Raw genomic sequence first — 23384 nt, 5'->3', positions numbered from 1 at the left:
CGGACCAGCGAAGAGACATGAGAGAGCACCGATGAGGTCGCCCAACAGCCGGGACACTACCAACATCGGTGTTGGGGGCGAGCTAACCTCGGGAGTAGACCTGGTGAGCGCAGCCGCGGCACCGGCAGGCGAACGGAAGCCGTACCGTCGGGAGAGAGGGAATCCCTGACCCATGAGCACGAGTGCGAACGGCAACGGCGCTGGTCACGGCTCGCTCGCCGCAACCAGGCCGACCGAGGTCAGCAAGCTGGACCGGGTGGTCATCCGGTTCGCGGGCGACTCCGGTGACGGCATGCAGCTGACCGGCGACCGGTTCACGTCCGAGGCCGCCGCGTTCGGCAACGACCTGTCGACGATGCCGAACTTCCCCGCCGAGATCCGCGCCCCGCAGGGCACCATCCCCGGCGTCTCGAGCTTCCAGGTGCACTTCGCCGACTACGACATCCTCACCCCCGGCGACCGGCCGGACGTGCTGGTGGCGATGAACCCGGCCGCGCTCAAGGCGAACCTCGGCGACGTCCCGCACGGCGGCACGATCATCCTGAACACCGACGAGTTCATCAAGCGGAACCTGACCAAGGTCGGCTACGCGACGGACCCGCTGGACGACGACACGCTCGCGCCCTACCAGGTGCACCGGGTCGCCATGTCGACGCTGACCCAGGGCGCGCTCGCGGACACCGGTCTCGGCAAGAAGGACGCCGAGCGCTGCAAGAACATGTTCGCGCTCGGCCTGCTGTCCTGGATGTACCACCGGCCGACCGAGGGCACCGAGCGGTTCCTGCGCGAGAAGTTCGCGAAGAAGCCGGACATCGCCGAGGCGAACATCCTGGCCTTCCGCGCGGGCTGGAACTACGGCGAGACGACCGAGTCGTTCGCGACGACGTTCCAGGTCGCGCCGGCGAAGCTGACCCAGGGCACCTACCGGCAGATCACCGGCAACACCGCCCTGGCGTACGGGATCGTGGCTGCCGGGCAGCGCTCCGGCCTGCAGATCCTGCTCGGCACGTACCCGATCACGCCGGCGTCGGACATCCTCCACGAGCTGTCCAAGCACAAGAACTTCGGCATCATCACGTTCCAGGCCGAGGACGAGATCGCCGGCATCGGCGCCGCGCTCGGGGCGTCCTACGGCGGCGCGCTCGGCGTCACCTCGACGTCCGGGCCCGGTGTCGCGCTGAAGTCCGAAGCCGTCGGCCTCGGCGTGATGGTGGAGCTGCCGCTGGTCGTCATCGACGTCCAGCGCGGTGGCCCGTCCACCGGCCTGCCGACCAAGACCGAGCAGGCCGACCTGCTGCAGGCGATGTTCGGCCGCAACGGCGAGTCGCCGGTCCCGATCGTCGCGCCGCTGTCGCCCGCGGACTGCTTCGACGCGGCCGTCGAGGCGACCCGGATCGCGCTGAAGTACCGCACGCCGGTGCTGCTGCTCTCGGACGGCGCCATCGCGAACGGCTCCGAGCCGTGGCTGATCCCGGACGTCGAAACGCTGCCCGACCTCCGGGTCGAGTTCGCGACCGAGCCCAACGCGGACAACGATTCCGGCGAGTTCTGGCCGTACGTCCGCGATCCCGAGACGCTCGCCCGCGCGTGGGCCATCCCGGGCACCCCGGGGCTGCAGCACCGCATCGGCGGCCTGGAGAAGGCCGACAAGACCGGCCACATCTCCTACGACCCGGCCAACCACGACAAGATGGTCCGGCTGCGGCAGGCGAAGATCGACGGCATCGACGTCCCCGACCTCGTCGTCGACGACCCGAGCGGCGGCAAGGCCCGCGTGCTCGCGCTCGGCTGGGGCAGCTCGTTCGGCCCGATCGGCGCGGCCTGCCGGCGCGTGCGCAAGCTCGGCCTGCCGATCGCGCAGGCGCACCTGCGCCACCTCAACCCGCTGCCGGCCAACCTCGGCGACATCCTGCGCAGCTACGACAAGGTCGTGGTGCCGGAGATGAACCTGGGCCAGCTCGCGCTGCTGCTGCGCGCGAAGTACCTGGTGGACGTCCACAGCCACACCAAGGTCGCCGGGATGGCGTTCATGGCCGAAGAACTGCAGAACGTCTTCTCGGAGATCATCACCGGCGTTACTACGGAGGCGGCACGATGACCGCGATCGATCTGGGGATCCCCAACCTCGGTGGCCTGGACCTTGTGCCCACCACCGACGAGCCGCAGAAGGCCAAGGACTACAAGTCCGACCAGGAAGTCCGCTGGTGCCCCGGCTGCGGCGACTACGTCGTCCTGAACGCGGTCCAGTCCTTCCTCCCGACCCTGGGCCTCAAGCGCGAGAACATCGTGTTCATCTCGGGCATCGGCTGCTCGTCGCGGTTCCCGTACTACCTGAACACCTACGGCATGCACTCGATCCACGGCCGCGCGCCGTCGATCGCGACCGGCCTGGCCACCACGCGCCCGGACCTGTCGGTGTGGGTCGTCACCGGTGACGGCGACGCGCTGTCCATCGGCGGCAACCACCTGATCCACGCGCTGCGCCGCAACGTGAACATCAAGATCCTGCTGTTCAACAACCGGATCTACGGCCTGACCAAGGGCCAGTACTCGCCGACGTCCGGGCAGGGCATGGTCACCAAGTCGACGCCGATGGGTTCGGTGGACACACCGTTCAACCCGCTCTCGCTGGCGATCGGCGCCGAGGCGTCGTTCGTGGGCCGCGCGCTGGACTCCGACCGCAAGGGCCTGACCGAGGTCCTGCAGGCGGCGGCGCAGCACCGCGGCTCGGCGCTGGTCGAGATCTACCAGAACTGCCCGATCTTCAACGACGGCGCGTTCGATGTCCTCAAGGACGCAGATGAAGCTGCCACCCGGCTGATCCCGCTGCGCGCGGGCGAGCCGATCCGCTTCGGCCCGAACCAGGAGTTCGGCGTCAAGCGCGGCGACTGGGGCGGCCTGGACGTCGCCAAGGTCGCGGACATCGGCGAGGACAACATCGTGGTGCACGACCCGTCGATCACGGACACGTCGTACGCGTTCGCGCTGTCGCGCCTGGGCGACCAGAACCTCAACCACGTCCCGACGGGCATCCTCCGCCAGGTGGAGCGCCCGACGTACGACGACGGCGCCCGCGCCCAGGTCGAGGAGGCCCGCGCGGCCCGCAAGCCGGACCTGCAGGCGCTCCTGCGCGGCAAGGACACCTGGACGGTCGCGTAGTTCCACGATTTCCCGAAGGCCGCCACGCCCGGTGCGTGGCGGCCTTCGGCGTTTCCGGGGTTGCCTTGATTGGGACACGTGTCCTAAGTTCTAGGCCATGCGACCTGACTCACCTTTCGTGTTCTTCGACGTCCGTACGGCCGACGCGGCGGGCAGCAGGCGGTTCTTCACCGAGCTGCTGGGCTGGGAGGCGGACGACAAGCTGCTGACGACCGGCGGCACGCCGTGGGGCGGCCTCACCGAACTGGCCCCTGGCGACGACCGGGCACCCCAGTGGCTGCCCTACGCACCGGTGTCCGATGTGGACGCCGCGGCGGCGAAAGCCGTGCAGCTGGGCGGAACCCTGGTGCGCGAGCGCACCGACCTGCCGTTCGGCTCCCTGGTGGTGGTCACCGATCCCGGCGGCGCCGCCCTGGTCCTGTTCCAGGCGAAGCTCAGCTGAGCGGGCGGAACCCGACGCGTTCGGCGTCCTCGGCGGTCCGGAACCACACTTCGGCGACCATCTTCGGGAACTGCGTCGAATCCTCGGTGCAGTAGCGCAACGCCGTGACGCTCGCCTTCACGGCGAAGCTGTCGCTGGGCGCCCCGCCGCCCGGGCGCGGCATCGCCGAGCCGGGGCCGAACGGGCCGGGCGGAACCGAGTCGCCCGCCGCCTGCCGCGCGGGGGGCGGCTCGGGCGCGGCGATCGCGGCCGCCGCCTGGTTCGGCTGTACCGAAGGCTCGAACAGCGAGCCGCTGTGCGCGCCGGACAGGTCGGGCTCGCGCCGCTCGACCGTGCGCATCGACGGCTGGATCGGCTGCGGCGCGTCGAAGCCGCCGCGCACCGCCTCCCGGGGCTGCCGCTTCGGCAGCACCTGCGTGGCCTCGGCCGGGGTCTCCGCCGGCACGTCGAGCTCGCCGTCGGCGACGTCGCCGCCGAACGCGTACTGCGGTGCCTCGGCCTCTTCTTCCGGCTCGTCCTTGCCCACCGAGCCGAGGTACCGCGTGCGCTCCACCGGCTCCTCGAACGCCGACCGTTCGGATCGCGGCTCGTGGTCGAACCAGTCCGGCGTCTCCTCCCCCGGGGGCTGGAACAGCGAGCCCGCCGCCGACTCGGGCTGTTCGAGCCGCGAAAGGGCCGGCGAGACGGGCTCGGGCTCCTCGTCGGGGGCCAGGTACTCGGTCGCCGGGGCGTGGTAGGCGTCCACCTGCTCCAGCTCGTCCACCGGGGTCAGGAACTGGGTGGCGGCGGTCCGGTAGGGGTCGTCCTCGTCGGGCTGGGGCTCCGGCTCGGGTTCCGGCGGCACCCGCGTCGGCACCTGGGCGTCGAGCTCGGCGAAGTCCTCGTCGATGTCGTCGTGGACGTCGTCGCGGTGGATCGGCGGCGCGGCGACCAGCGTGCCGGGGTAGGAGGTCTCCTGGCGCGTCGGCTCCGGCTCGAAGCGCGGCTCCGGCCGGGAGAACGCCTCGGCGCCGGCGTTGGCGGGGGTGCGCGCGGCGTCGGCGTGGGCCTGCGCCAGCGCGCTCTCCAGCTTGCGGACGTTCTTGCGGAGCGGCAGCACGAGCACCAGCCAGGTGAGGACGGCCCCGACGAAGAACGCGGCCAGGCTCCACAGCCAGACCTGTCCGAATATGGACATCTTTTCCTGCCCCTGTTTAGTGCTTAGCGCGTCCGCGCGACCAGGTAGTCGGCAACCGACTCGCACGCGTCCCGGGCGGGCGACGCGGGCAGCGCGGTGAGCTCGGCTCGCGCGCGCTGAGCGTAGTCGGAGAGGGTGACGCGTGCGCGTTCGAGTCCGCTACTGACCCGCAGCAGCTCCAGCGCCTCCCGCACGAGCGCGTCGTCGGCGATCGGGCCGGACAGCAGCTCGGCCAGCCGCGGGTCGGTCTCCGGGTCGGCCAGCGCGTACAGCATCGGCAGCGTCCGGACGCCTTCGCGCAGGTCGGTGCCCTGCGCCTTGCCGAGCTCGTCCGACGGCGAGGCGATGTCGATGATGTCGTCGGAGATCTGGAAGGCGGTGCCGATGATGTCGCCGAACCGCCGCAGCGCCTCGATGTGCTCCTCGGCGGCGCCGGACATCATGCCGCCGAACCGCCCGGAGGTGGCGATCAGCGAGCCGGTCTTCTGCGCGATGACGGTGAGGTAGTGCGCGACGGCATCGTCATCGGGGCCGGGGCCGACGGTCTCGCGCATCTGCCCGGTGACCAGCTCACCGAAGGTCTCGGCGATGATCCGCGCGGCGTCGGTGCCGAGGTCGGCGACCAGCCGCGAGGCGTGCGCGAAGAGGAAGTCGCCGGTGAGGATGGCGATGGTGTTGTCCCAGCGCGCGTTGACGCTCTCGGCACCGCGCCGCATGTCGGCCTCGTCCATGACGTCGTCGTGGTAGAGCGTGGCGAGGTGCACCAGCTCGACCGCGGCGGCGGCGACGATGACGTGGTCGTCCTGCTTGGGCCCGAACTGGGCGGACAGCAGCGTGAAGAGGGGACGGAAGCGTTTGCCCCCGGCCTCGACCAGGTGCAGGGCAGCGTCGTTGACGGCCTGGACATCGCTGCGGACGACGTCACGCAGCAGCTTTTCGACCTCGGCCAGCCCACCGGCGATGGAGCGCAGCAGGGCTTCGTCGCCGATCTGCAGGCCGACCGACGCCCGCAGGTCGTCGAGGGCGCCACCCGGCGCAGCGGGGAGGGATCCCGCCCCGGGGGCTGGGGAAGGCACAGACACGTCGGCTCCGCTCTACTCGTGCACCGGTCGGGTTGCCCCTTGAGCGTAGTGGCTCCCGCGCGCGGTCGTTTACCCGCTGTCCAGCGGAAACGGTGACGAACATGACACCGCCCCGGGTGGTTCCCGATCCCCGGAAGAGTGATGGGAGATTCCGGACGCAACGGACGTCTCCGGCGGGCGGATATCAAGTGCGAGGAGAAGCCGCCCGCTGCTCTCCGGGCGTGGCGGAAATCGGCTCAGCTTCGTTCACCAAGGGGAGGCGGGCGGTTCCCCGACGCCTTAGACCTCACGAGGGCCGCGGCTTGGGAGGACGGCCGCGGCCCTTGTGACCTTGGTTTTTCGATGCGGGAACTTTGGTAGGGTTTCGTGCGTCGGATACGCAGAGTGCCCGGGAGGGAGCACGCTGCAAGCTAGGGGAGAGCTGATGACGGGCGACGAGGGACCGGTTTACGACCCGGGTGGGGATTGGGTACTGCCTGGGCCTGACGGGGTGCGGGTTTCGGGGTCGTATGGGGGCGGCGACGGGGGCGCAGGCTTCGAGTACGACGAGGAGACGCTGCACGAACTGGTGCGGGAGTGGAACGACCTGGCCAACGAGTTCTCGGACGACATGAGCATGGCACGCGCGATCGCCACCGCAGAAGGTCCGGGCCTTGAGTACGCCAGCGGCGGCAACGCCGAACTGATTCGCGCATCGGGCGCCGCGCTCATCTCGACGCTCCAGGACCGTGAGTCCTACTGCCGCGCGATGGCTGCGAAGTTTCAGACAGCTCTGAGCAAATATGCCGCAGCCGAAGGCGATCACTCGACAAAGATCAATCGGTCCGGAGGCAGTCTGTGAAGTCACCAGCGCTGCTCGGCATGGGTGCCGTGATACTGCTCGTTACGGCGTGCACCACAACCCAGAACGGCACAGCCACGCCCTCGCCGATGAGTTCGAACCCATCTGCGCCCAGCGAGTCGGCATCGGAACTACCCGGCGCGGGCGTGCCCGCTGTAACCAGCCCGATCGACACCTCGCAGTTCCAGAGGAAGCCCTGCACGACGCTCACGGACGAACAGATCACCGAACTGCTCGGCCCGGACGTGCAACCGAAGGAGGAGCTGACCGGCGAGGCCGGCCCGTCCTGCTTCTGGCACCCGAAATCGGTTACCCAAGCCGCTGTCTCGGTCATCTACGCCACCAAGAACCGGCGTGGCTTGACCTCGATCTACCAGCAGCAAGGAACGACCTTCCCACTCTTCATCCCGATGGATCCGATCGATGGCTACCCGACCGTCGCGTACGGCCAGGCCGACCTGCGGAGCAGTGCCGGCAAGTGCGCCATCGCTCTCGGCACCAGCAATCAAGACATCATCGACGTAGCGGTGACCCTCTCGGAAGGAAATGTCGGGAAGAAGGATCCTTGTGCCGCGGCCCACGAGGTCACGGCGACCGTACTGAGCAATCTCCGGGCCAGGTGAATTCATGGTTATCGAAGGACCTCTGACGGCCGCTCAGATCTACGAGCAGATTACTGGCGGCAAAGGAACCCAGTCATTGGATGCTGCGCAAATGAGTGCCAGCCAGTTGACCGACCGGATGGTTGAACGGGCTCAGCGGATCAGTGCTCTCCGGGCCAAGGCCATGTCCGGGTGGCGGGGGCGCGCCGGGGATGCTGCTGCCGATGCCACCCTTCCCCTTGTTCAAGCCGCCGCTGATGATGCTGTTCATCTTCGGAATGCTCAGACCGCCGTGGGGGCCCAAATGGATGCCTTTGGGACCGCCAAGCACTCTGTCAAGCCTGTTGCGGCTCAGCCTCCTGAACTTGGTATTGATGATGTTCGGAATGTTCTCGCCGGACATGGGTGGGATTCGTACACCTCCAAAGTCGCCGGGTGGCAGGCTGACAGCCAAGGCAATATCGATGCCTTCAGCGCCTATCACTCCGCCAGTGCCGACAATGGCGGGCAGATGCCCGCTCAATACGCCCAGCTTCGTGACTCCGGTTCGCCCGTCTCCATGACCGATCGGGCCGGCTCCACGAAAGCCGGGCCCAGTGATACCGGTGAATGGGCGCGGAATCCTCGGGATACCCAGGTTCCGGCGCAAGATCGGCAGACCTTCCGACCCGGGCAGGACCACGTCACCAACCAGACCACGAACAACGTCACCAGCCAGACCCGGGATCCGTCCTTTCATCAGCAGGACCGCCAACCCCCGCTGCAGGGGGATACCGGCACGACCCACGCCAACAGCTACGTCCCCAGGCCCGTCGTTCCGCCCGCCGCTCAGGGTGGGTACGTGTTCGGGCCCACCGGGGGCACTACCACCAGCTGGCCCGGCGGAGGCAGCTTCTCCGGCGACTTCGGGCCAGGGACCGGCGGCGGATACTTCACGGGAACCGGCACCGGGACGGGACCAGGACCAGGACCAGGAACCGCACCAGGGACAGGGCCAGGGAGCGGACCAGGAACAGGGAACAGGCCGGGAACCAACCCTCCCGGAGGAACCCGCAACCCCGGCAACGCCTCCGGCACCCGCCTCCCCGAGGAACGCCTCCCCGGCGCCAACCCCGCCCGCGGCACCGCCGGCCCCCGCGGCACCAACGTCGCCCCCATGGGCACCCCCGTCGGTGGCCGGGGCAAAGATGAAGACCGCGAAAAGAAACGCGCCCCCTACCTGCAGAATCCCGACCCCGACGAAACCTTCGGCGGGTTCACCGAAAAACCCATGCCCCCGGTAATCGGTGAGAAAAAGAAATAATGGCCACCTTCTCGCTCACCACCCTCCTCACCGCCATGCGCAACGCCGGCTGCGGCGACCCGCACCCCGTCCTCGCCAAAGGACTGCGCTACATCCCGCCGTCCGCGAAACAACGCGTCAACCGGGAAGCCTTCGAAGAACTCAGCCCCTACGGCTTCATCCAAGGCGACGGCTTCACCCCCGAATTCGAGGACGTCCTACACCTCATCGACAACCCGGAAGAGCAGTTCGTCGCCTACGCCCGGGACGCTGCAGAACAAAGAGGCATCCTGGTGGCGAAAAGAAGCCGTACCGCCGTCAGCGTCGTCTGCCGAGGCGACTACGTGGAGCTCGAGAGCGTCGAAGCCGACCCCGCCGACGTCCTGGTCGGGAAACTCCCACCCTGCGAGCCGGCGAGCATCAAGCCCTTCTCGCTCCCCCAGGAAGAGTTCCAAGCCAAGGAAAGCGACATCTTCGACGAAGACCGCAGCCGCGAAGCGCAGGAGCTCGACGCCCTCCTCCGGCAGCCCCACCTCGGGCTCGGGCAGCTCCACGGCCAGGAAACCACCGTCAGCTATCTGGATCTCGAAGAAGGCCGCGTGGGGATCGCGCTTGCCGACGGTTACATCAGCGTCCTGCCTGGGGAACCCAAACAACTGAGCCAAAAACTCGGCCGCCGCCCCCGATAAGGGGGCGGCGGCCGAAGAGAGAAAACTCAGAAAGCGAAACCGCCCGAACCCGCCCACCCGAGAGCGAAAGCCGGCACCAGCCCCAGCACCAACGTCACCGCGGTGCCCAGGAAGATCGCCGTTCCCGTGCCGAAGCCGGGGACCGATACCGATGGGCCGTCCGCGGCCGGCTCCGAGAAGTACATCAGCACGATCACCCGCAGGTAGAAGAACGCCGCCACCGCGCTGAACACCAGAGCCACGACCACCAGGGGAGCCATTCCGTCCGACAACGCCGCCGAGAACACCACGAACTTGCCCACGAAACCGGACGTCAGCGGAATGCCCGCCAAAGCCAAGAGCAGGAACGTGAAGACACCCGCCAGCAACGGCGAACGCTTGGCGAGGCCGGCCCACGCCGAAAGGTGCGTGGCCTCGCCCGAAGAATCCCGGACCAAGCTGATCACGCCGAACGCCGCCAGCGTCGTGAAACCGTACGCCAGCAAGTAGAACAGCGTGCTCGAAAGCCCATCGCGGGTCATCGCGATGGCCCCCACCAGCAGGAAACCCGCGTGGGCGATCGACGAATACGCCACCATGCGCTTGACGTCGGTCTGCGTGAGGCCCAGCACCGCGCCAATCACCATCGAGATGATCGCCACGCCCCAGAGTACTCCGCGCCACTCCCACGAAGTCGACGAGAACGCCACCGACAGCACCCGCAGGATCCCGCCGAACGCCGCCACCTTCGTGCACGCCGCCATGAACGCCGTCACCGGGGTCGGGGCTCCCTGGTACACGTCCGGGGTCCACGTGTGGAACGGGCCCACCGAACCCTTGAACAGCAGGCCGACCACCAGCAGGCCCAGGCCCGCGAGCAGCAGCGTGTCCGACCGGTCGGAACCCGCCGCCGCCGCGGCGATGTCGCCCAGCTTCACCGAGTTCGCGTAGCCGTACAGCAGCGCCAGCCCGTACAGGAAGAACGCCGACGAGAACGCGCCCAGCAGGAAGTACTTGACCGCCGCTTCCTGCGACAGCAACCGCCGCCGGCGGGCGAGGCCGCACATCAGGTACAGCGGCAGGGACAGCACTTCCAGCGCGATGAACATCGTCAGCAGGTCGTTCGCCGCTGTGAACGCCATCATGCCGCCGAGGGCGAACAGCGTCAGCGGGAACACCTCGGTCTGCATCACCGTCGCCGTCTGGGCGCGGTCCTGGACCGTGCCCGGGCGGATGCTCGCCTGGGCGACCAGCGCGCCGCCCGGCTCGACCACCCGGTCCGAGATCAGCAGCACCGCGCCGACCGCCAAGGCCAGCAGCGTGCCCCACAGGAACAGTGCCGGCCGGTCGATCGAGATCGCGCCGCTGAACGTCGTCACGCCGCCCGCCGGCGCGTTGCCCGTCGCGTAGATGATCAGGCTGACGCCGGCCGCGACGATCGACGCCAGGCTCAGGCCCACCTGGATGCCGAACCGCGACCGCTTCGCCGCGAACGCCTCGACCAGCACGCTGACGCACGCCGCGCCGAACACGATCAGCACCGGCAGCACGGCCGGGTAGTCGACCGACGGCACCGTGATCGGCGCCTGCGCCTGGGTCAGGAGGATGTCGAGCACTTTTACTTGCCTCCCTGAACCGCGGACAGCGTCTGCTGCACCGTCGGGGTGACTGTGTCGAGCACCGGCTTCGGGTAGAAGCCGAGAACGAGGATCAGCACGACCAGCGGCGCGAGGATCGCGATCTCACGACCGTTGAGGTCGCGGATGGCCTTCTTCGCGCCCAGCTCCGGCGCGATCGCCGTGCCCGGGCCCCCGCCGACACCGATCAGGGCGTCACCGCGGACCGGGCCCTGGAAGACCCGCTGGTAGAGCCAGAGGACGTACGCCGCGGCCAGAACCATGCCCACCGTGGCGAGGATCGTGTACACCGGCTGGTCCACAAAGGACCCGATGAGCACCAGGAACTCCGAGACGAACGAGTTCGTGCCCGGCAGGGACAGAGTGGACAGACCGGCGAGCAGGAACAGCCCCGCCAGCAACGGCGTCACCTTCGCCATGCCGCCGTAGTCGGAGATCCGCGTCGACCCGCCGCGCGCGACGACCAGGCCGATCACCACGATCAGCATGCCGGTCGCCAGGCTGTGGTTGAGCATGTACGTCGCCGAGCCGACCATCGCCTGCTCGTTGAACGCGAAGATGCCCAGCGAGATGAAGCCGAAGTGGGCGATGGACACGTAGGCGATGAACCGCTTCATGTCCCGCTGCCCCGCCGCGAGGATCGATCCATAGAGGACACCGATCACCGAGAGCACCAGCACCAGCGGCGCCAGGGTCTTGCTCGCCTCCGGGAACATCGGCAGGCAGTAGCGCAGGAACCCGAACGTGCCGACCTTGTCCAGCACGCCGACCAGCAGGACGGCGACGCCGATCGGCGCCTCCCCCGCCGCGTCCGGCAGCCAGGTGTGGAACGGCACCAGCGGCGCCTTGATCGCGAAGGCCAGGAAGAACCCGAGGAACAGCCAGATCTGCGTGGACAGCGGCGCGTCGCGCACCACCGTCACCAGCGTGGCCCAGTCGAACGTGCCCTTGCCGAGCTTGTCCGCCGCCAGCGAGTACGCCCCGATCGCCGAGGCCAGCATGATCAGGCCGCCGAGGAACGAGTACAGGAAGAACTTCACCGCCGCGTACTGCCGGTTCGCGCCGCCGTAGCCGCCGATGAGGAAGTACATCGGGATCAGCATGATCTCGAACAGCACGTAGAACAGGAAGACGTCGGTCGCGGCGAACACGCCGATCGTGAGCGCCTCCTGCAGCAGGATCAGCGACAGGAACCCGCCCGCGCTGCGCCCCGCCGGGAGCTTGTCCATCGTGCCGAGCCCGCCGACGACGATCGGCACCAGCAGCGCGATCACCGCGATCATGATCAGCGCGATGCCGTCGGTGCCGAACGCGATGTGCACGCCGAAGCTGGGGATCCAGTCGAAGCTCGACGTCATCTGCAGCCGGGGCCCGGACGCGTTGTAGCTGAGCCAGAACGGGATCACCAGCAGGAACTCAAGGATCGAGAACCCGAGCGCGGCCAGCACCGCGGCGCGGTCGTTCCCCTTGAGGAACGCCAGCACCAGGGAGCCGGCGAGCGGCACCAGGATGAGGATGAGCAACCAGGTCATCAGGAGAACCTCACCAGCAGGAGAGCCGCCAGAAGCAGGAACGTGCCGCCCAGCATCGACAGCGCGTACGACCGGACGAAGCCGGTCTGCAGCCGCCGCAGCCGGCCGGACCCGCCGCCGAGACCGGCGGCCAGGCCGTTGACCGCGCCGTCGACGCCGCGGTTGTCGACGAACACCAGCGCCCGCGAGAGCCAGGTGCCCGGGCGGGCGACCAGCGTCTCGTTGAGCGTGTTGCCGTACAGGTCGCGCCGGGCCGCGCGGGTGACGAAGGAGACCCGCTGCGGCTGCTCGACCGGGACGTCACGGCGGAAGATCAGGTACGCGATGACGACGCCGAGCAGCGACACCACCACGGTGATCACCGAGACCACCCAGGCGTCGAGGGCCAGGTGGTGCGACTCCTCGATCGCGCCGACCGACGGGGCCAGCCAGGTGCTGAACCGGTCGCCGAGGGCGAAGAAGGCACCCGCGCCGACCGAGCCGACCGCCAGGATCGCCATCGGGATCCACATGACCGGCTTGGCCTCGTGCGGGTGGAAGTCGTGGCCGTCGGCGCTCTTGAGGTCCTTCCAGCGTTCCTTGCCGAAGAACGTCATCATCATCAGGCGCGTCATGTAGAACGCGGTGAGCCCGGCGCCGAGCAGGGCCGCCCCGCCCATCACCCAGCCGCGCCAGCCGCCCTGGCCGAGCGCCGCCTCGATGATCGCGTCCTTGGTGAAGAAGCCCGACAGCGGCGGGATGCCGATCAGGGCCAGGTAGCCGAGGGCGAACGTCCAGAAGGTGATCGGCAGGGACTTGCGCAGCCCGCCGAACTTCCGCATGTCGACTTCGTCGTTCATGGCGTGCATGACCGACCCGGCCCCGAGGAACAGCCCGGCCTTGAAGAAGCCGTGCGCCACCAGGTGCATGATGCCCAGCGCGTAGGCGACGGGCCCGAGCCCGACGGCCAGCATCATGTAGCCGATCTGGCTGACCGTCGAGTACGCGAGGACCTTCTTGATGTCGTCGTACGCGCAGCCGATGATGCACCCGAGCAGCAGCGTCACCGTGCCGACCAGCGTGACAATCAGCCGGCCGTCCTCGGTGGCGTTGAAGATGTCCTTCGAGCGGGCCACCAGGTAGACACCGGCGGTGACCATCGTTGCCGCGTGGATCAGGGCCGACACCGGGGTCGGGCCCTCCATCGCGTCCGGGAGCCACGCCTGCAGCGGGAACTGGCCGGACTTACCGCAGGCGCCCAGCAGGAGCAGGATCGCCATCGCGGTGATCGCGGCGGGCGAGAACTTGCCGTCGCCGACCGCCTTGAAGACCTCGGCGTAGCCGGTCGAACCGGCGTACTTGAACATGATGAAGATGGCCAGCGCGAGCCCGACGTCACCGACGCGGTTCATCAGGAACGCCTTCTTCGCCGCGGTCGCGGCGGACGGGCGGCCCTGGTACCAGCCGATGAGCAGGTAGGACGCGAGGCCCACGCCTTCCCAGCCCAGGTACAGCGTCACGAAGCTGTTGCCCAGCACCAGGACCAGCATCGACGCGACGAAGAGGTTGAGGTACGCGAAGAAGCGGTACCGGCCCTCGTCGTCGGCCATGTAGCCGATCGAGTAGTAGTGGATCAGCATGCCGACGCCGGTGATGAGCAGCACGAACGTCAGCGACAGCGCGTCGATCCGCAGCCCGAAGTCGATCTGCAGCGCGCCGACCGGGATCCACGAGTAGACCTTCGTGTCCACAGTGGCCTTGCCGTCGGCCGTGAAGAAGAGGATCAGCCCGTAGACGAAGGCGAGGGTGACGGTGGCACAGCCGAGCAGATGCCCCCACGCCTTCGCGCGCTTCCCCGCCAGCAGGAGGATCAGGGCGCCGAGGCCAGGGAGGGCCACCAGCAGCCACGATGATGCGGTCACTCGGGGGTCTCCTAGTACTTCAGCAGGTTGGTGTCGTCGACCGAGGCCGAGCGCCGGGTGCGGAAGATGGCCATGATGATCGCCAGGCCGACCACGACCTCGGCGGCCGCGACGACCATGACGAAGAACGCCATGATCTGGCCGTCGAGCCCGCCGTTGATCCGGGCGAAGGTGACCAGCGACAGGTTCACCGCGTTGAGCATCAGCTCGATGCACATGAACACGACGATCGCGTTGCGCCGCACCAGCACGCCGACCGCGCCGAGCGCGAACAGCAGCGCCGACAGCAGCAGGTAGTACGTCGGGGTCACTTCTTCTCCCCCTCGGAATCAGAGCTTTCGGAGCCGACCAGCGCGTGCGCGTCCGGGTGCGGGCCCTCGTCGGAGACGAGCTTGCGTTCCTTCGCCAGCTCGATCGCCGAGGTGGACTCGATGATCGCCGACAGCGACTCCGGGGCGACCGAGCCGTCCGGCAGCAGCGCCGGGGTGGCCACCGAGTTGGCGGTGGCGAAGACACCCGGGCCGGGCAGCGGCGACGGCCGGTCGTGCTCGCCGCGGAAGCGCAGCAGCACCAGTTCCTTCTGCGACAGCTTCCCGCCCTTGGCGTGCCGGTCGGTGAAGGCCAGCACCATCGCGCCGATCGCGGCGGTGATGAGCAGCGCCGACGTCAGCTCGAACGGGAACAGGTAGTCGGTGAAGATCAGCTTTCCGAGCCCCTGGGGACCGCCGCCGGCCGACGTCGTCGAGTCGAGCGGCGTCGCCGGGGTGACGTTGGCCAGCGCCCGGTAGATGCCGGTGGCCAGCAGCGCGGCCATCCCGATGCCGAGCACGGTGGCGGCGAGCCGCTGGCCGCGCAGCACTTCGACGACCGAGTCGGAGCTCTCCCGGCCGACCAGCATCAGCACGAACAGGAACAGCATCATGATCGCGCCGGTGTAGACGATGATCTGCGTGAAGCCGAGGAACGGCGCCGACTGGATCATGTACAGCGCGCCCAGGCTCAGCATCGTGAGCACCAGCCACAGCGCCGAGTGGACGGCGTTGCGCGAGAAGATCATGCCGAGTGCACCGAGCAGCGACAGCGGCCCGAGCACCCAGAAGGCGATCGCCTCACCGGTGGAGACTCCCGCGGAAGGCGAAGGCGCCGCGGCCAAGAGGGCGGAGATCACTTGACGCCCTCCCCGCGTGCGAGTTCGGGGCCGTTCACGTAGTAGTCCTGCTCGTTTTCGCCGAGCCGCATCGGGTGCGGCGGCTGCTCCATGCCGGGCAGCAGCGGGGCGAGCAGGTCCTCCTTCGTGTAGATCAGCCGCTGGCGGTCGTCGTCGGCCAGCTCGTAGAAGTTGATCATGGTCAGCGACCGGGTCGGGCACGCCTCGATGCAGAGGCCACAGCCGATGCAGCGCAGGTAGTTGATCTGGTAGTCCTTGCCGTACCGCTCACCCGGCGAGAACCGCGCCTCCTCGGTGTTGTCACCGCCCTCGACGAAGATCGCGTCCGCCGGGCAGGCCCACGCGCACAGCTCGCAGCCGACGCACTTCTCGAGGCCGTCCGGGTGGCGGTTCAGCTGGTGCCGTCCGTGGTACCGCGGCGCGGCCGGCGCGCCGGCCTCCGGGTACTCCTCGGTGGCGACCTTCTTGAACATCATTCCGAAGGTGACGCCGAAGCCCTTGACGGGATCAAGAAACCCCATCTTGCGCTCCTTCCTTTGCGGTACCGACGGCCGCCGGCTTGCGGCGGGCCGCCTTCGCCTCGGCCTTGGCCAAAGCCTTCTGACGCGGGGTGGTCTGCGGAACCTTGAGGTCCAGCGGCGGGACGGGGAACCCGCCGCCGGTCACCGGGATGCTCTCGCTCTCCTCTTCGCGGCCCGACGCGCGGACGTAGAAGAACAGCGCGACGACGATGAAGATGGCGACCGCGGCGATGATGATGGTCGCGGTGTTCCAGGTGATGACCTTCGCGAAGGTCACCATGATGATCCAGACGAGGTTCAGCGGGACCAGGACCTTCCAGCCCAGCCGCATGAACTGGTCGTAGCGCAGGCGGGGCAGCGTGCCGCGCAGCCAGATGAACCCGAAGAGCAGGATGAACATCTTCGCGAAGAACCACAGCACCGGCCACCAGCCGGTGTTGAGCACGTTGTTCCCGATCAGCGACAGCGGCCACGGGGCCATCCAGCCGCCGAGGAACAGCGTCGTCGCGAACGCCGAGACGATCACCATGTTGACGTACTCGGCGAGGAAGAACATCGCGAACTTCATCGAGCTGTACTCGGTGTGGAAGCCGCCGACCAGCTCCGATTCGGCCTCCGGGAGGTCGAACGGGGCGCGGTTGGTCTCGCCGACCATCGAGATCAGGTAGATCACGAAGCTGGGGACCAGGTAGAGGAACCACACCTTGTGCTGCGCGCCGACGATGTCGGCCAGGTTCAGCGACCCGGCCTGCAGGATCACCGCGACGATCGACAGGCCCATCGCGATCTCGTAGGAGATCACCTGCGCCGCGCTGCGCATGCCGCCGAGCAGCGGGTACGGCGAGCCGGACGACCAGCCGGCGAGCACGATGCCGTAGACGCCGATCGAGGAGCAGGCCAGGATCACCAGCGCGCTGACCGGCAGGTCGAGCAGCTGCAGCACGGTCCGCTCGCCGAAGATCGACACGACCGGGCCGAACGGGATGGCCGACAGCGCGATCAGCGACGGCACCACGCACAGGACCGGGGCGAGGAAGTACACCTTGCGGTCGGCGGTGTCCGGGATGATCTGTTCCTTGAACGGCAGCTTGATCGCGTCCGCCAGGGACTGCAGGTAGCCGCCGGGCCCGACCCGGTTGGGGCCGGGCCGGTTCTGCATCCGGCCGACCGCCTTGCGCTCCCAGACGATCAGGAAGATCGTCAGGATCGGCCCGATCAGCAGGATGACCACGCACTTGAGCAGGATCAGCCACAACGGGTCGTCGGCCAGCAGTGCCGCCCGCGTCGCCGCGTCCGGCACGCTGCCGACGGCAGCTTCGGTCAGCAGCGGGGTCATTGCCCACCTCCAGCGAGGTTCACGACGGCGCCGTGGCCGGCACCGAGCGTCTTGAACACGGCCGAGCCGTCCGAGTTGCCCGGCAGCCACACGACACCGTCGGGCAGGTCGGCGATCTCCACCGGCAGCGTGATCGCACCGCGCTCGGTGCTGACGCGCACGGTGGTGCCCAGACCTTCGGCGGTCTTCGCCGAGAGCCGCGCGACCGGCGTGCGCTGGGTGCCCTTGAGGTGCGGCTCGCCGTCCTGCAGCGATCCGTTGTCGATCAGCTGCCGCCAGGTCGACAGGACCGCTTGGCCGTCACCCGGCGTCGCGGGCGGCGCGACCTCGGCGGCGACGTGGCTCCAGCGCAGCGCCGAAGCGTGGCCCAGCTTCTCGAAGTCGCCCCGGGCGGCGGCCGGCGTCTGCGTGAACAGGTCCGCGTCCATCTCGACGGCGAGCGTGTCGAGCACCCGGCAGTCCGGCAGGGCGCCGGTGCCTTCGAGGGTGACGTCGAACGGGCGGGTGCGGCCCTCCCAGTTGAGGTAGCTGCCCGCCTTCTCGTCCGACGCGGCCACCGGGAGCACGACGTCCGCGCGCTCGGTCACCGCGCTGTGCCGCAGTTCGAGGCTGACCACGAACCCGGCATTGTCCAGCGCGCGCAGCGCGAGGGCCGGGTCCGGCAGGTCGTACGGGTCGACGCCGCCGACGACCAGGCCGCCGAGCTCGCGGGCCGAAGCGGCCAGCAGGATGTCGGTCGTGTCGCGGCCCGGGGTGGCCGGGAGCGGGACGCCCCAGGCGTTTTCGACGGCGACGCGGGCGGCATCGTCCCCGACCCGGCGGCCGCCGGGCAGCAGCGACGGCACGCAGCCGGTCTCCAGGGCACCCCGGTCGCCGGCGCGGCGCGGGATCCACGCGAGCCGGACGCCGGTGCGCTCGACCAGGTCGTGCAGGGCGGCGAACAGGCCGGGGATCGCGGCGGCGCGCTCGCCGACCAGGACCACGGCACCTTCGCCGCGCAGGGCCTCGTCGAGGTCCGGCGCGTGCTTGGCGATGCCCTCGACGGCCGCGGCCTCCTGGCCGGGGACGCAGGCGAGGAGTTCACCGAACGTCTTGCGCACCGACGACGTCGTCCACTGTCCCAAGTGGACGACCCGGGTCCTGTTCCGGCGGGCCGCCTTGCGCAGCCGCAGGAACACGATGGGGGCTTCGTCCTCGGGCTCGAAGGCGACGCACAGGACCGTGCGGGCCCGCTCGATCTCGCGGAAGGTGACCCCGGACTCCGGCGTCACGCCCACGACGTGCGAGGTCAGGAACGCGAGTTCCTCGCCCGAGTGCGGGCGGGCGCGGAAGTCGACGTCGTTGGTGCGCAGGGCGACCCGGGCGAACTTCGAGTACGCGTAGGCGTCCTCGACGGTCAGCCGGCCACCGGGCAGGACACCGACGCCGCCGTTCGACCGCGCCTCGGTGAGACCTGCCGCGGCGATGCGCAGCGCGTCGGTCCAGGACGCCTCTTCCAGCTCACCGGTCTCGCGGTTGCGGACCAGCGGACGCCGGATGCGGTCCTCGGCGCCGGTGTAGCGGAAGGCGAACCGGCCCTTGTCGCAGATCCACTCTTCGTTGACTTCGGGGTCGTCGCCGGCCAGCTTGCGCTGGACCTTGCCGCGCCGGAAGTCGGTGCGCTCGGCGCAGCCGGACGAGCAGTGCTCGCAGACGCTCGGCGAGGACACCAGGTCGAACGGCCGCGACCGGAACCGGTAGGCCGCGCTGGTCAGCGCGCCGACCGGGCAGATCTGGATGACGTTGCCGGAGAAGTAGGACTGGAACGGCTGGCCGGACGTCGTCCGCGACGCCATGTCGAGCACGTCCGCCGTCTCCGCGGTGCCGATCTGCTGGTGGGCGCCGCGCTCGAGGAGCTCGATGAACGGGTCGCCGGCGATCTCGCGGGAGAACCGGGTGCAGCGCTGGCAGAGGACGCAGCGTTCGCGGTCGAGCAGCACCTGCGTGGAGATCGGCAGCGGCTTCGGGAACGTCCGCTTGGTGTCGACGAACCGGGACTCGGTGCGGCCGTGCGCGAGCGCCTGGTTCTGCAGCGGGCACTCGCCGCCCTTGTCGCAGATCGGGCAGTCCAGCGGGTGGTTGATGAGCAGCAGCTCCATCACACCCTGCTGGGCCTTGTCCGCGACCGGCGACGTCAGCTGCGTCTTGACGACCATGCCGTCGGCGACGGTCATCGTGCAGGACGCCTGCGGCTTCGGCATCGGGCGGCCGCCCATTTCGACCTCGACCAGGCACTGGCGGCAGGCGCCCGCCGGGTCGAGGAGCGGGTGGTCGCAGAACCGCGGGATGACCGTGCCGAGGCGTTCGGCCGTGCGGATGAGGAGCTCGCCCTTGGGGGCGATGACCTCTTCGCCGTCGATGACCAGCTTGACGTGGCCCTCGGGGACCGGCGTCTCGGTGGTCTCGGATTTGTCGGGGGCGATCGTCATGCCTGCGCTCCCACGAGTTCGGGCTTGGTCTGTTCGTGGCGGTTCTTCTCGCACAGCGCGAGGAACTCCTCGCGGAAGTACTTGATGCCGCTCTGGATCGGCGACACCGCGCCGTCGCCGAGGGCGCAGAACGACCGGCCGAGGATGTTGTCGCAGACGTCGAGGAGGGTGTCGATGTCCTCTTCGGTGCCGTGGCCCTCGACCATGCGCTCGAGGATCTGCGCCAGCCAGTAGGTGCCTTCGCGGCACGGCGTGCACTTGCCGCAGGACTCGTGCTCGTAGAACTGCGTCCACTTCATCACGGCCCACGGCACCGACACGGTCTCGTTGAAGACCTGGACGGCGGTGGTGCCGAGCATCGACCCGGCTTCCGCCGCGCCTTCGAAGTCCAGCGGGACGTCGAGGTGGTCGGCGGTGAACATCGGCGTCGACGAGCCGCCCGGGGTCCAGAACTTGAGCGGGATGCCGTCCTTCATGCCGCCCGCCATGTCCAGCAGCTCGCGCAGCGTGGTGCCGAGCGGGCACTCGTACTGGCCGGGCTTCTCGACGTGGCCGGAGATCGAGTAGATCTTCGGGCCGGGCGACTTCTCGCGGCCCATCTCGCGGAACCAGCTGGAGCCGCCGTTGACGATGTAGGGCGCGCTCGCGATGGTCTCGACGTTGTTCACCGTGGTCGGCGCGGCGTACAGACCGGCGGCCGCGGGGAACGGCGGCTTGAGCCGGGGCTGGCCACGGCGTCCCTCGAGGGAGTCGAGCAGCGCCGTCTCCTCGCCGCAGATGTACGCGCCCGCACCCGCGTGGACGGTGATCTTGAGGTCGAAGCCCGACCCCAGGATGTTCTCGCCCAGGTAGCCCGCCGCTTCGGCTTCGCGCACGGCCGCGTTGAGGCGGCGGATGCAGTGCAGCGCCTCGCCGCGGACGTAGATGAAGCAGTGGTTGGACCGCATCGCGTACGAGGCGATGATGCAGCCCTCGATGAGCGAGTGCGGGTCCGCCATCATCAGCGGGATGTCCTTGCAGGTACCCGGTTCGCCCTCGTCGGCGTTGATCACCAGGTAGTGCGGCTTGTCGAAGTTCGGCGGCATGAACGACCACTTGATGCCGGCCGGGAAGCCCGCGCCGCCGCGGCCGCGCAGGCCGGAGTCCTTGACCAGCTGGACGAGCTGCTCCGGCGTCCCGGCCAGTGCCTTGCGGACGGCGGTGTAGCCCTCGAGTGCCTCGTACGTCCCGATCTGCCAGGAGTTCGGGGACAGCCAGCGCTTGGTGAGGACCGGAGTGATGGGGTCAGCCACTACTTCTTCTCCCCCTCTTTAGAAGGCACAGTTGGCAGCGGGACGTCCTGGGCCACCGGGGCGACCCAGCCGCGGTCCTGCGCGAGCTTCGCGCCCCGCAGCGTCTCGACGGCCTGCGACGGGCCGTCGACGTCCCGGCGGTAGGCCGCCTCGTCCTCCGGGAAGAACCCGGCGAGCTGCAGCTCGGCGCCCTTGAAGTTCGTCAGCGGGGCCCCGCGCGTCGGGGCCGGCTTCTTGCCCGCCTGCAGCGCGTCGACGAGCGCGACGGCCTTGTCCTCGGTCTGGTTGTCGAAGTACTCGTAGTTGACCTGGATGACCGGCGCGAGGTCGCAGGCCGCGAGGCACTCGGCGTGCTCGAGGGTGATCGAGCCCGGCTCGTTCGGCGTGCCCGCGGTCTCGTTGTGCCCCAGCGGTTCCGCCTCGGAACCCAGGTGCGTCTGGAGCCGCTTGTAGATCGCGTCCCCGCCCATGGCCGCGCACAGCGTGTTGGTGCAGACGCTCACGAGGTGCTCGCCGCACGGCTTGCGCTTGTACATCGTGTAGAACGTCGCGACCGCGCTGACCTCGGCGTCGGACAGGTCGAGCTGCTTCGCGCAGAACGCGATGCCCTCCTGGCTGACGTACCCCTGCACGGACTGCACGAGGTGCAGCATCGGCAGGAGCGCCGAGCGGGACATCGGGTAGCGCGCGATCAGCTCCTGCGCCTTCGCGTGGATGTCGGCGTCGAAGATGTCCTCGAGGGGCGTCTCCGTGATGATGCCGGCGGCCACCTCGGGGTCCGGCGCGATCGCGACGACGTCGGTGTCGGCCGAAGCCGCGGCGTGCGTCGTCGCCGCGTAGTCCGGACCGGGCTCGGGAACTGCTGTGGTCATCGGTCCACTCCCCCCATGACGGGGTCGATCGAGGCGATGGCGGCGATCACGTCGGCGACCAGGCCGCCCTCGGCCATGGCGGGCATCGACTGCAGGTTCACGAAGCTCGGTTCGCGCACGTGGACCCGCAGCGGCCGGGTGCCGCCGTCGGACACCAGGTGCGCGCTCAGCTCGCCGCGCGGCGACTCGACCGACGTGTAGACCTGGCCCGGCGGCACCTTGAAGCCCTCGGTGACCAGCTTGAAGTGGTGGATCAGGGACTCCATCGACTGGCCCATGATCTTCTTGACGTGTTCGAGGGAGTTGCCCATGCCGTCGCTGCCGATGGACAGCTGCGCGGGCCACGCCACCTTCTTGTCCTCGACCATGACCGGGCCCGGCTCGAGCTTCTCCAGGCACTGCTCGATGATCTTGAGGCTCTCGTGCATCTCGTGGACGCGGATCAGGTAGCGCGACCAGCAGTCGGCGCCGTTGTCCACGGGCACGTCGAAGTCGAACTCGTCGTAGCAGGAGTACGGCTCGGTCTTGCGCAGGTCCCACGGGAGGCCGGCGGACCGCAGCACCGGGCCGGTGACGCCGAGCGCGAGGCACGCGTCGACGGGCAGGTAACCCACGCCCTTGAGCCTGTTCCGCCAGATCGGCTGCCCGGTGAACAGCTTGTCGTACAGCGGAAGGCGCTTCTTCATCGTCTTGACGAATTCGGTGACCTTCTCGCGGTAGTCCGCCGGCATGTCCTGCGCGAGGCCACCGGGGCGGATGAACGCGTGGTTCATCCGCAGGCCGGTCAGGTGCTCCAGCAGGTGCAGCACCTCTTCGCGCTCGCGGAAGCCGAGCGTCATCGCGGTGGTGGCGCCGAGCTCCATGCCGCCGGTGGCGATGTAGACCAGGTGCGAGCCGATGCGGTTGATCTCCAGCAGCATCACGCGCAGCAGCTGCGCGCGGCGCGGGGCCTCGATCTGCAGCAGCTTCTCGACGCCGAGGCAGTACGCCATCTCGGTCGAAAGCGGGGCCAGGTAGTCCATGCGCGTCACGAAGGTGACGCCCTGGGTCCAGGTCCGGTACTCGCAGTTCTTCTCGATGCCGGTGTGCAGGTAGCCGATGACCGACCGCAGCTGCGTGACGGTCTCGCCTTCCATCTCCAGCACGAGCCGGAGCACGCCGTGCGTCGACGGGTGCTGCGGGCCCATGTTGATGACCATGCGCTCGTCGTGCTGGGCGTCGGCGATGACATCGTCCCAGTCGCCGCCGGAGACCGTGTAGACGCGGCCTTCGGTCGTGTCGCGGGAGTCGGCGTAGTTCGCGCTGTCGGTGCTGTCGCTGCCGGCTTCGGTCGTCGACGTGCCGGTGGTGACGTCGGACAGGTTCTCAGTGCTCAATTTCGCCTCCGCGGGAAAAAGTACGTCG

General features: G+C 69.0%; 21 protein-coding genes. 7 read left to right on the top strand and 14 right to left on the bottom strand.

The genetic code is table 11. The annotated features are described in order from the left end of the window. Window positions 1-172: 172 nt before the first annotated feature. The 3 genes from AB0J55_RS10900 to AB0J55_RS10890 all read left to right on the top strand — a co-directional run bounded on the left by AB0J55_RS10900 (window position 173) and on the right by AB0J55_RS10890 (window position 3601). Window positions 173-2098, top strand: coding sequence for a 2-oxoacid:acceptor oxidoreductase subunit alpha (locus AB0J55_RS10900; protein WP_364245784.1), 1926 nt, complete (start codon window positions 173-175; stop codon window positions 2096-2098). Further along, entirely contained in the window at window positions 2095-3159 is a 1065-nt protein-coding gene (locus AB0J55_RS10895) for a 2-oxoacid:ferredoxin oxidoreductase subunit beta (protein WP_364245781.1), read from the top strand. The genes AB0J55_RS10900 and AB0J55_RS10895 overlap by 4 nt, the downstream gene beginning before the upstream one ends. 97 nt (window positions 3160-3256) lie before the next feature. Next, window positions 3257-3601: a VOC family protein gene (locus AB0J55_RS10890; protein WP_364245779.1), complete on the top strand. Its 345-nt coding sequence runs from the start codon at window positions 3257-3259 to the stop codon at window positions 3599-3601. Here AB0J55_RS10890 and AB0J55_RS10885 read toward each other — a convergent pair. Continuing rightward, window positions 3594-4778, bottom strand: a complete 1185-nt coding sequence (locus tag AB0J55_RS10885; protein WP_364245776.1) for a hypothetical protein — start codon at window positions 4776-4778, stop codon at window positions 3594-3596. The genes AB0J55_RS10890 and AB0J55_RS10885 overlap by 8 nt on opposite strands. A 23-nt stretch (window positions 4779-4801) precedes the next feature. Continuing rightward, window positions 4802-5854 (bottom strand): polyprenyl synthetase family protein, encoded by a 1053-nt coding sequence (locus tag AB0J55_RS10880; protein WP_364245773.1) that lies wholly within the window; start codon window positions 5852-5854, stop codon window positions 4802-4804. A 430-nt stretch (window positions 5855-6284) separates the two neighbouring features. On the opposite strand from AB0J55_RS10880, the gene AB0J55_RS10875 reads away from it, so the two are divergent. Together AB0J55_RS10875 and AB0J55_RS10870 are read left to right on the top strand one after the other, a co-directional pair. Next, window positions 6285-6701 (top strand): hypothetical protein, encoded by a 417-nt coding sequence (locus AB0J55_RS10875; RefSeq protein WP_364245770.1) that lies wholly within the window; start codon window positions 6285-6287, stop codon window positions 6699-6701. Beyond that, on the top strand, window positions 6698-7324 hold the full coding sequence (locus AB0J55_RS10870; protein WP_364245768.1) for a DUF3558 domain-containing protein: 627 nt from the start codon (window positions 6698-6700) through the stop codon (window positions 7322-7324). The genes AB0J55_RS10875 and AB0J55_RS10870 overlap by 4 nt, the downstream gene beginning before the upstream one ends. Before the next feature lie 73 nt (window positions 7325-7397). Here the strand turns inward: AB0J55_RS10870 and AB0J55_RS10865 are convergent, their stop codons facing one another. Then, on the bottom strand, window positions 7398-8057 hold the full coding sequence (locus AB0J55_RS10865; RefSeq protein WP_364245765.1) for a hypothetical protein: 660 nt from the start codon (window positions 8055-8057) through the stop codon (window positions 7398-7400). 402 nt (window positions 8058-8459) lie between these two features. Between AB0J55_RS10865 and AB0J55_RS10860 the strand changes: the two genes are divergently transcribed. Both AB0J55_RS10860 and AB0J55_RS10855 read left to right on the top strand, forming a co-directional pair. Next, the gene (locus tag AB0J55_RS10860) at window positions 8460-8606 is read left to right on the top strand and encodes a hypothetical protein (RefSeq protein WP_364245762.1); all 147 of its coding nucleotides are present in this window, start codon (window positions 8460-8462) and stop codon (window positions 8604-8606) included. Continuing rightward, on the top strand, window positions 8606-9274 hold the full coding sequence (locus AB0J55_RS10855; protein ID WP_364245759.1) for an ESX secretion-associated protein EspG: 669 nt from the start codon (window positions 8606-8608) through the stop codon (window positions 9272-9274). Before AB0J55_RS10860 ends, AB0J55_RS10855 begins: the two co-directional genes overlap by 1 nt. A gap of 26 nt (window positions 9275-9300) precedes the next feature. Here AB0J55_RS10855 and nuoN read toward each other — a convergent pair whose 3' ends face one another. The 11 genes from nuoN to AB0J55_RS10800 are packed head-to-tail and all read right to left on the bottom strand — an operon-like array spanning window position 9301 to window position 23356. Beyond that, entirely contained in the window at window positions 9301-10869 is a 1569-nt protein-coding gene (gene nuoN / locus AB0J55_RS10850) for an NADH-quinone oxidoreductase subunit NuoN (protein ID WP_364245756.1), read from the bottom strand. 2 nt (window positions 10870-10871) lie between these two features. Beyond that, window positions 10872-12422, bottom strand: coding sequence for an NADH-quinone oxidoreductase subunit M (locus AB0J55_RS10845; RefSeq protein ID WP_364245753.1), 1551 nt, complete (start codon window positions 12420-12422; stop codon window positions 10872-10874). Further along, on the bottom strand, window positions 12422-14323 hold the full coding sequence (nuoL, locus tag AB0J55_RS10840; RefSeq protein ID WP_364245750.1) for an NADH-quinone oxidoreductase subunit L: 1902 nt from the start codon (window positions 14321-14323) through the stop codon (window positions 12422-12424). The genes AB0J55_RS10845 and nuoL overlap by 1 nt, the downstream gene beginning before the upstream one ends. Before the next feature lie 11 nt (window positions 14324-14334). Next, window positions 14335-14634, bottom strand: coding sequence for an NADH-quinone oxidoreductase subunit NuoK (gene nuoK / locus AB0J55_RS10835; protein WP_003081840.1), 300 nt, complete (start codon window positions 14632-14634; stop codon window positions 14335-14337). After that, window positions 14631-15491 carry an NADH-quinone oxidoreductase subunit J gene (locus AB0J55_RS10830; RefSeq protein ID WP_364245748.1) on the bottom strand — a complete coding sequence of 287 codons (861 nt, stop codon included), beginning with the start codon at window positions 15489-15491 and terminating at the stop codon, window positions 14631-14633. The genes nuoK and AB0J55_RS10830 overlap by 4 nt, the downstream gene beginning before the upstream one ends. Continuing rightward, a complete protein-coding gene (nuoI, locus tag AB0J55_RS10825; protein WP_043783834.1) occupies window positions 15488-16012 on the bottom strand; it encodes an NADH-quinone oxidoreductase subunit NuoI in 525 nt (174 codons plus the stop codon). Before nuoI ends, AB0J55_RS10830 begins: the two co-directional genes overlap by 4 nt. Beyond that, a complete protein-coding gene (gene nuoH, locus AB0J55_RS10820) occupies window positions 15999-17348 on the bottom strand; it encodes an NADH-quinone oxidoreductase subunit NuoH (protein ID WP_364245745.1) in 1350 nt (449 codons plus the stop codon). The genes nuoI and nuoH overlap by 14 nt, the downstream gene beginning before the upstream one ends. Then, window positions 17345-19816: an NADH-quinone oxidoreductase subunit G gene (locus tag AB0J55_RS10815; protein WP_364245743.1), complete on the bottom strand. Its 2472-nt coding sequence runs from the start codon at window positions 19814-19816 to the stop codon at window positions 17345-17347. Before AB0J55_RS10815 ends, nuoH begins: the two co-directional genes overlap by 4 nt. Next, window positions 19813-21108, bottom strand: a complete 1296-nt coding sequence (nuoF, locus tag AB0J55_RS10810; protein ID WP_364245740.1) for an NADH-quinone oxidoreductase subunit NuoF — start codon at window positions 21106-21108, stop codon at window positions 19813-19815. Before nuoF ends, AB0J55_RS10815 begins: the two co-directional genes overlap by 4 nt. After that, window positions 21108-21980, bottom strand: coding sequence for an NADH-quinone oxidoreductase subunit NuoE (nuoE, locus tag AB0J55_RS10805; RefSeq protein ID WP_364245737.1), 873 nt, complete (start codon window positions 21978-21980; stop codon window positions 21108-21110). The genes nuoF and nuoE overlap by 1 nt, the downstream gene beginning before the upstream one ends. Continuing rightward, on the bottom strand, window positions 21977-23356 hold the full coding sequence (locus AB0J55_RS10800) for an NADH-quinone oxidoreductase subunit D (RefSeq protein WP_364245734.1): 1380 nt from the start codon (window positions 23354-23356) through the stop codon (window positions 21977-21979). The genes nuoE and AB0J55_RS10800 overlap by 4 nt, the downstream gene beginning before the upstream one ends. Window positions 23357-23384 lie beyond the last annotated feature (28 nt).

The sequence above is a fragment of the Amycolatopsis sp. NPDC049688 genome (assembly GCF_040674975.1).
Taxonomy (GTDB): domain Bacteria; phylum Actinomycetota; class Actinomycetes; order Mycobacteriales; family Pseudonocardiaceae; genus Amycolatopsis.
This window is presented reverse-complemented; position numbering and strand designations above follow the sequence as displayed.